The following is a 7435-nucleotide window of genomic DNA, read 5'->3' on the forward strand; positions in this document are numbered from 1 at the left end:
GTCAGGGTGTGAAGGTGCCGGCACGATGGCGACGGTGACTGCGAATCTCATAGATCAGACCCGTGACGCCGAGACTGGCGGTACACACCGAGATCAGGAACAGCAACGGGCTGACGTTGCCGGTGAGCGCATCGCCGAAGACGACGACGGCGGCGGTCCCCGGCAGCAGCCCGACAATGGTGGCCAGCGTGTACGGCAGCGCGCGGATCGCGGACGCGCCCGCCGCATAGTTGAGCACCGAGAACGGCACCGCGGGGATCATCCGCATCGACAGGACCGTCGGCCAGCTTCGTTTCTCGAGTCGGGTGTTCAGAGCCTCGACCCTGGGGTGCCCCACCAGGCGGTTCAGCTGCCAGCCGACGGCACGAACCAGGAACAACGCGATGACGGCGCTCAGCGTGCTGGCGACCAGAGCGATCCCGACGCCCAGCAGGGGGCCGAAGAGCAGCCCCGCGGACAGCGTGAAGGCCGTGCGCGGGAACGGGAACACCGTGACGACGACGTGAGCCGCCAGGAAGGCCAGCGGGAACCACGGCCCCACCGAGGTCGCCCAGTCGCGCAGCTGAAGCGCGGTGGGCAAGGGCACCAGCAGTACGATTGCGACGAGAATCACAGCAGAGATCGCCGTGGCGACGATCCGGCGTCGAGGAACCTGCCGGGCGCTCGCGACCAAGGCGGCGCCGATCCCGCGCAGCGTGCTGACGACGGGCTTCACGCTTGTCAAGGGTACGTGGCATCGGCCGACGACTCCCGCCGGCGAGGCCGCGAGACGTACGCCCGCGAGGATGACGCGTTATGTCGATCATTTAGCCTGATGGCCGGGTGGTTCGTCACACGTACGACAACAGGGAGATGCCGGTGTCCGTACAGGGGTCCGGTGCCAACGTCGGCACCATGGAATCCGACCGCCAAACCTGGCGCGCCGCGGTCGCCGGCGTGTTGGCGAAGAGTAGCCGCAAGGACCCCTCCGATCTGGGTGCAGAACCCGAGCGCCTCCTCGATTCGCCGACGTACGACGGCTTCCCGGTGCGCCCCCTGTACACCGGCCTCGATGCGCTGCCGGAGCCTTCGCTACCTGGTCAGTGGCCCTTCGTGCGCGGTGGCGATGCGTTGCGCGACGTCAGGTCGGGGTGGAGGGTCGCGGAGTCGTTCCCGGTCACCCTTGGTGGGGTGTCCGATGGCAACGAAGCGGTGCTGGCTGCGCTGGCGGACGGCGTCAGCGCGCTGGTGCTGCGCGTCGGTGCGGGCGGGGTCGACGTGACCGACCTGGACCGAATGCTCGAGGGCATCTTCCTCGAGCTGGTGCCGGTGATCCTCGACGCGGGCACGGACTACGTTGCCGCCGCGGATGCCGTCTTGGCCCTGGTGACCGACTTCGACGATGCCAAGCGCCGCAGGTTGTCGATCGACCTCGGCGCAGATCCGTTGACGGCAGCGCTCACCGACCGGAGCACGCCCACGATCGAAGAGGTCGTCGCGACCGCAGCCAAGACCGTCGGATACGACGGAGGCGTGCGTGCGGTGACCGTCGACGGATCCTCCTTGCATGATCGGGGCGCCAGCGCCTCCTGGGAACTCGCAGGCGCCGTCGGCGCCGGAGTGGCCTACCTGCGCCTGCTCGGCGAGGGCGGCATCGCCGCGCCGGACGCGCTCGAACAGATCGCCTTCCGTTACGGCGCGGACGACGACCAGTTCATGACCATCGCCAAATTGCGGGCGGCACGCCAACTCTGGGCCAGGGTGGCCGAGGTCGTGGGTCACCCCGAGGCCGGGGCGGCAACGATCCATGCCGTCACGTCGCGACCGATGATGGCGCAGCGCGACCCCTGGGTGAACATGCTGCGCACCACGCTCGGCGCGTTCGGTGCGGGCGTCGGTGGCGCGGACACCGTGCAGGTCTACGAATTCGACAGCTCCATCGCCGGTGGGTTACCCGGTGTGGCAAGAACTTTCGCGCGCCGAATGGCACGCAACACGCAACTCCTGTTGCTGGAGGAATCGCACCTCGGTCGGGTCCTCGATCCGGGGGGCGGCTCGTGGTTCATCGAGGACCTGACCCGCAGGCTCAGCGAGGAAGCGTGGAAGCACTTTCAGGACGTCGAGGCCAGAGGTGGATTCGTCGCGGCCCGCGACCACGTGGCAGCAGAGATCGCCGGGGTCCGATCCAGACGCAGCGACGACGTCGCGCACCGACGGACCGCGCTCACCGGTGTGAACGAATATCCGAATCTCGCGGAAGCGCCTCTGCCGCAACCCAACCCGACGTCTACGGTGGAAAGGTACGCAGCGGGGTTCGAGGCGTTGCGGGACCGGTCCGATGCCTATCTCGTGGCAAACGGTGCGCGCCCGATGGCGCTGCTGCTGCCGGTGGGTCCACTCGCCGAGCACAACATCCGCGCCACGTTCGCCGCGAACCTACTGGCTTCTGGCGGGGTGGAGTCGGTGAATCCGGGCACGGTGGCGGCGGCAGGCGTCGTGCAGGCAGTATCGGACGCGGGCGGCACGGTCGCCGCGGTGATCTGCGGGACCGATGCGCGCTACGCCGAAGAGGCCACCGACGTGGTGGAAGCCGCTCGCGCAGCGGGTGTCTCACACGTGTACCTCGCCGGACCTGAGAAGGCGGTCGCCGATGCTGCGAGTCGGCCCGACGAGTACCTCACCGCCAAGATCGACGCGATCGCCGCGCTGTCGACACTGCTCACCCGATTGGGGGCATGACCATGACCCTGCCCGACGTCGCCGCCGAGACGGCTCCGGAACCCGATGTCGCCGCCGGGGCGGCTCCGACCACGAAACCCAGCATCGCAAGCTTCGCCGACGTGCCACTGCACGGCGACCGCAAGGTCGCTCCCGCCGCCGAGTCCGCCGTCGCCGAGCACGTGGCGGCAGCCGCTGCCGAACACGGCTACACCCCAGATGAACTCGACTGGGTCACCCCCGAGGGCATCGACGTCAAACCCGTCTACGTTGCCGCCGACCGCGACGCCGCGGTCGAGGCCGGCTATCCGTTGGACACGTTCCCCGGCGCGCCGCCGTTCGTTCGTGGGCCGTACCCCACCATGTACGTCAACCAGCCGTGGACCATCCGTCAGTACGCGGGCTTCTCCACCGCCGCGGAGTCCAACGCGTTCTACCGCCGCAACCTGGCCGCCGGACAGAAGGGTTTGTCGGTGGCATTCGATCTGGCGACCCATCGCGGTTACGACTCCGATCACCCGCGAGTCGCCGGTGACGTCGGAATGGCTGGTGTCGCAATCGATTCCATCCTCGACATGCGGCAGCTGTTCGATGGCATCGACCTGTCGACGGTATCGGTGTCGATGACCATGAACGGCGCCGTGCTACCGATTCTGGCGCTGTACGTCGCCGCGGCGGAGGAGCAGGGCGTGCCGCCGGAGAAGCTGGCGGGGACCATCCAGAACGACATCCTCAAGGAGTTCATGGTCCGCAACACCTACATCTATCCGCCCAAGGCGTCGATGCGCATCATCTCCGACATCTTCGCCTACACCAGCGTGAAGATGCCGAAGTACAACTCCATCTCGATCTCCGGCTATCACATCCAAGAGGCCGGTGCCACGGCCGATCTGGAGCTCGCCTACACGCTCGCCGACGGCGTCGAGTACATCAAGGCTGGCTTGGACGCCGGTCTCGACATCGACAAGTTCGCGCCCCGGCTGTCCTTCTTCTGGGGCATCGGCATGAACTTCTTCATGGAGGTGGCCAAGCTGCGGGCGGGCCGGCTGCTGTGGAGCGAGCTCGTCGCCCAATTCGACCCGAAGAGCGACAAGTCGCTGTCCCTGCGCACCCACTCGCAGACGTCGGGATGGTCGCTGACGGCGCAGGACCCGTTCAACAACGTCGCGCGCACCTGCATCGAGGCGATGGCCGCCACGCAGGGACACACTCAGTCGCTGCACACCAATGCACTCGACGAGGCGCTCGCGCTGCCCACCGACTTCTCCGCGCGCATCGCCCGCAACACGCAGCTGTTGTTGCAACAGGAGTCCGGCACCACCCGGCCCATCGATCCCTGGGGCGGGTCGTATTACGTGGAGTGGCTGACTCATCAGCTTGCCCAGAAGGCCCGCGCACACATCGCCGAGGTCGCCGAACACGGCGGCATGGCTCAGGCGATCGGCGAGGGCATCCCCAAGCTGCGCATCGAGGAGGCGGCGGCACGCACCCAGGCCCGCATCGATTCCGGTGCGCAGACGGTCATCGGCATCAACAAGTACCAGGTGGACTCCGACCAGGAAGTCGAAGTCCTCAAGCTCGAGAACAACCGGGTGCGCGCCGAACAGATCGCCAAGCTCGAGCAACTCCGCGCCGACCGCGACGAGGCCGCCACCCAGGCTGCGTTGGCCGAGTTGTCGCGTGCCGCAGGTGACTCGGGGAATGGCCCCGGGGACGACGGCTTCGGCAACAACCTGATGGCCCTGGCCATTGCCGCGGCGCGGGCCAAGGCCACCGTCGGGGAGATCTCCGACGCCCTGGAGATGGTCTACGGACGCCACCAGGCGGAGATCCGCACCATCGCGGGTGTGTACCGAGACGAGGTGGGGAGAGGCCAGAACGTGCGAAATGTCTCAGCCGCAACGGAACTGGTGGAGAAGTTCGCCGAGGCGGACGGTCGCAGGCCGCGCATTCTGGTTGCCAAGATGGGACAGGACGGTCACGACCGCGGCCAAAAGGTGATTGCGACCGCCTTCGCCGACATCGGCTTCGACGTCGACGTCGGCTCGTTGTTCTCGACTCCCGACGAGGTCGCGCGGCAGGCCGCCGACAACGACGTGCACGTCGTCGGTGTGTCATCGCTGGCTGCCGGTCACTTGACGTTGGTGCCCGCGCTGCGCGATGCCCTGGCAGAGGCCGGTAGGCCCGACATCATGATCGTCGTCGGCGGTGTGATCCCGCCGGGGGACTTCGACGAACTGTACGCGGCGGGCGCCACCGCGATCTTCCCGCCAGGCACGGTCATCGCCGACGCCGCGATCGGCCTGCTGGAGAAGTTGGCCGAGCGGCTGGGTTACAGCCTGAGCTAGATGGACCCCTCGGAGCTTGCGCAGGCCATTCGCCGCGGGGATCGTTCCGCGCTGCCACGGGCGATCACCCTCGTCGAGTCGACCAGGGCCGACCATCGGAAGAACGCACAGCGGCTGCTGATGGAGTTGATGCCCGATGCGGGCAGCGCGCTGCACGTCGGCATCACGGGGGTACCCGGGGTCGGGAAGTCGACGACCATCGAGGCTCTCGGCATGCACCTCATCGAGCAGGGCCACCGGGTGGCGGTCCTTGCCGTGGACCCGTCGTCGACCAGGACGGGCGGGTCGATCCTCGGTGACAAGACGCGGATGGCCCGTCTCGCCGTGCATCCCGACGCGTACATCCGGCCGTCGCCGACGTCGGGAACCCTGGGTGGTGTCGCCAAGGCCACCAGGGAGACGATCGTCCTCCTCGAGGCCGCGGGTTACGACGTCGTGCTGGTGGAGACGGTGGGCGTCGGGCAATCCGAGGTCACCGTCGCAGGCATGGTCGACACCTTCGTCTTCCTGACGCTGGCGCGCACCGGCGATCAGCTACAGGGCATCAAGAAGGGCGTGCTCGAGCTCGCCGATGTCGTGGTGGTGAACAAGGCCGACGGGGCGCACGCCGTGGAGGCCAAGAAGGCGGCTCGCGAGCTCAGCGGCGCGATCCGGCTGATCTACCCGCGCGATGTGCTGTGGAGACCGCCCGTGCTGACGATGAGCGCCCTGGAAGGCACCGGCCTGACGGAACTGTGGGACACCGTGCTCGAACACCGCCGGGTGCTCACCGAGGCGGGCGAGTTCGACGCGCGCCGCCGCGCACAACAGGTCGTGTGGATGTGGTCGATGGTGCGCGATGCCGTGCTGGATCGAGTGACGTCCAATGCCGCGGTCCAGGCCAATCGGCACGATCTCGAACGGCGGGTCCGCGAGGGTCGGCTCACGCCCGCCTTGGCCGCTCAGGAAATACTCGACATGGTCCATCAACCGTTGGACGAGCCACTCGGATGATCACCACACCGGCGTAGACGACGTCGTGCGTCGTCGTTCGAGCGTTGCCACCGGGTCCCCCGAGGTGGACGCCACGGCGAAGGCCGCTGAACAAGGCGCAGTAGGTGGAGCGGAGCCAGGCAGTTTGCTAACGGAACGGTAACTGGAAGAAGGGTTTGCCGGGGTCGCAGGTAAATTGTGATGATTGTGACCCATGCCATACGCGGGGAGCGCAGCGCGGCGCTTCCGTACGGGGCCGATGACTCGGCCCTACCGCGCGGTGTCCATGGCGCGGCGGACCCCAGCTTCGCCTGGGTCGTTCGAGCCTTCTCTCGACTGTTCCCAGGACGGCGCTTCGGCGGCGGAGCGCTTTGCGTCTACCTCGACGGTCAGCCGGTCGTCGACGTCTGGACCGGCTGGGCGGACCGCCGGGGCACCAGGCCATGGAACGCCGATACCGGCGCGATGGTGTTCTCGGCAACCAAGGGCATGGCCTCCACGGTCATCCACCGGCTCGCGGACCGCGGCCTGATCGACTACGACGCCCCCGTTGCGGATTACTGGCCTGACTTCGCCAGTAACGGCAAGGCAGGCGTCACCGTGCGCGAGCTCATGCGTCATCGCGCCGGGTTGTCCCAACTCAACGGGGCCACCAGCGCGGACCTCATGGATCACCTCCTGATGGAGGAACGCATGGCCGCGGCATCGATGGGCTGGCTGAAGGGCAGGCCCTCCTACCACGCGCTGACCTACGGCTGGTTGATGTCGGGTCTGGCACGTGCGGTCACTGGCCGCAGCATGCGAGAGCTTTTCCGCACCGAGCTCGCCGAGCCGCTCGGCACCGACGGCCTCCACCTCGGTCGGCCGCCCGTCGACGCGCCAACTCAGCCGGCGCGAATCATCGGTTCGCAGAGCAGGATTCAGAATCCGCTCTTCAACCTGGTCGCACCACACATTGCCGCGCTGCCGTTCTCGGGTGGCTTCGGCTCGATGTACTTCCCCGGCATGAAGCGCACCGTGCAGGGCGACATCTCGTTGCTCGATGCCGAGCTGCCCGCCGCGAACGGGGTTGCGACGGCACGGGGATTGGCCCGGATGTACGGCGCGATCGCGAACGGCGGACGGATCGACGGCATGCAGTTCCTGTCGGCCGAGCTGGTCGCAGGTCTGACGGGGCGACCCAGCCTGCACCCCGACGGTGGACTCTTCATGCCGCTGTCCTTTCACCTCGGATATCACGGTCTGCCACTGCCTGGCGTGCTGCCCGGTTTCGGTCACGTCGGTCTCGGCGGCTCCCTCGGGTGGGCCGATCCAGCCACTCGTCTGGCGTTCGGCTTCGTCCACAACCGCCTGCTCACACCGCTCGTCGTGAGCGATCAGGCCGGGTTCGTCGCCACGGCTGCGTTGATTCGCAGGGG

The 7435-nt window shown here is 67.7% G+C and carries 5 protein-coding genes; 4 read left to right on the top strand and 1 reads right to left on the bottom strand.

Annotated elements, in window-relative coordinates:
• Window position 1 precedes the first annotated feature (1 nt).
• A complete protein-coding gene (locus VET27_RS01885; RefSeq protein WP_526514683.1) occupies window positions 2–715 on the bottom strand; it encodes a TVP38/TMEM64 family protein in 714 nt (237 codons plus the stop codon).
• Between the two features lie 137 nt (window positions 716–852).
• On the opposite strand from VET27_RS01885, the gene mutA reads away from it, so the two are divergent.
• The 4 genes from mutA to lipL form a co-directional block, all read left to right on the top strand.
• Window positions 853–2718 (top strand): methylmalonyl-CoA mutase small subunit, encoded by a 1866-nt coding sequence (mutA, locus tag VET27_RS01890; protein ID WP_526514688.1) that lies wholly within the window; start codon window positions 853–855, stop codon window positions 2716–2718.
• Between the two features lie 2 nt (window positions 2719–2720).
• Window positions 2721–5045: a methylmalonyl-CoA mutase gene (gene scpA, locus VET27_RS01895; protein ID WP_526514689.1), complete on the top strand. Its 2325-nt coding sequence runs from the start codon at window positions 2721–2723 to the stop codon at window positions 5043–5045.
• Window positions 5046–6038 (top strand): methylmalonyl Co-A mutase-associated GTPase MeaB, encoded by a 993-nt coding sequence (gene meaB / locus VET27_RS01900; protein WP_526514684.1) that lies wholly within the window; start codon window positions 5046–5048, stop codon window positions 6036–6038.
• Between the two features lie 186 nt (window positions 6039–6224).
• On the top strand, window positions 6225–7435 hold a 1211-nt coding region (gene lipL, locus VET27_RS01905), incomplete at its 3' end, for an esterase/beta-lactamase LipL (RefSeq protein WP_526514685.1).

It is taken from the genome of Mycobacterium sp. (assembly GCF_035633495.1).
Lineage (GTDB): Bacteria > Actinomycetota > Actinomycetes > Mycobacteriales > Mycobacteriaceae > Mycobacterium.

Excerpts from the sequence above, each read along its gene's own strand:
- mutA (WP_526514688.1), top strand. The coding sequence starts at position 853 with ATGCCGGTGTCCGTACAGGGGTCCGGTGCCAACGTCGGCACCATGGAA.
- scpA (WP_526514689.1), top strand. The coding sequence starts at position 2,721 with ATGACCCTGCCCGACGTCGCCGCCGAGACGGCTCCGGAACCCGATGTC.
- meaB (WP_526514684.1), top strand. The coding sequence starts at position 5,046 with ATGGACCCCTCGGAGCTTGCGCAGGCCATTCGCCGCGGGGATCGTTCC.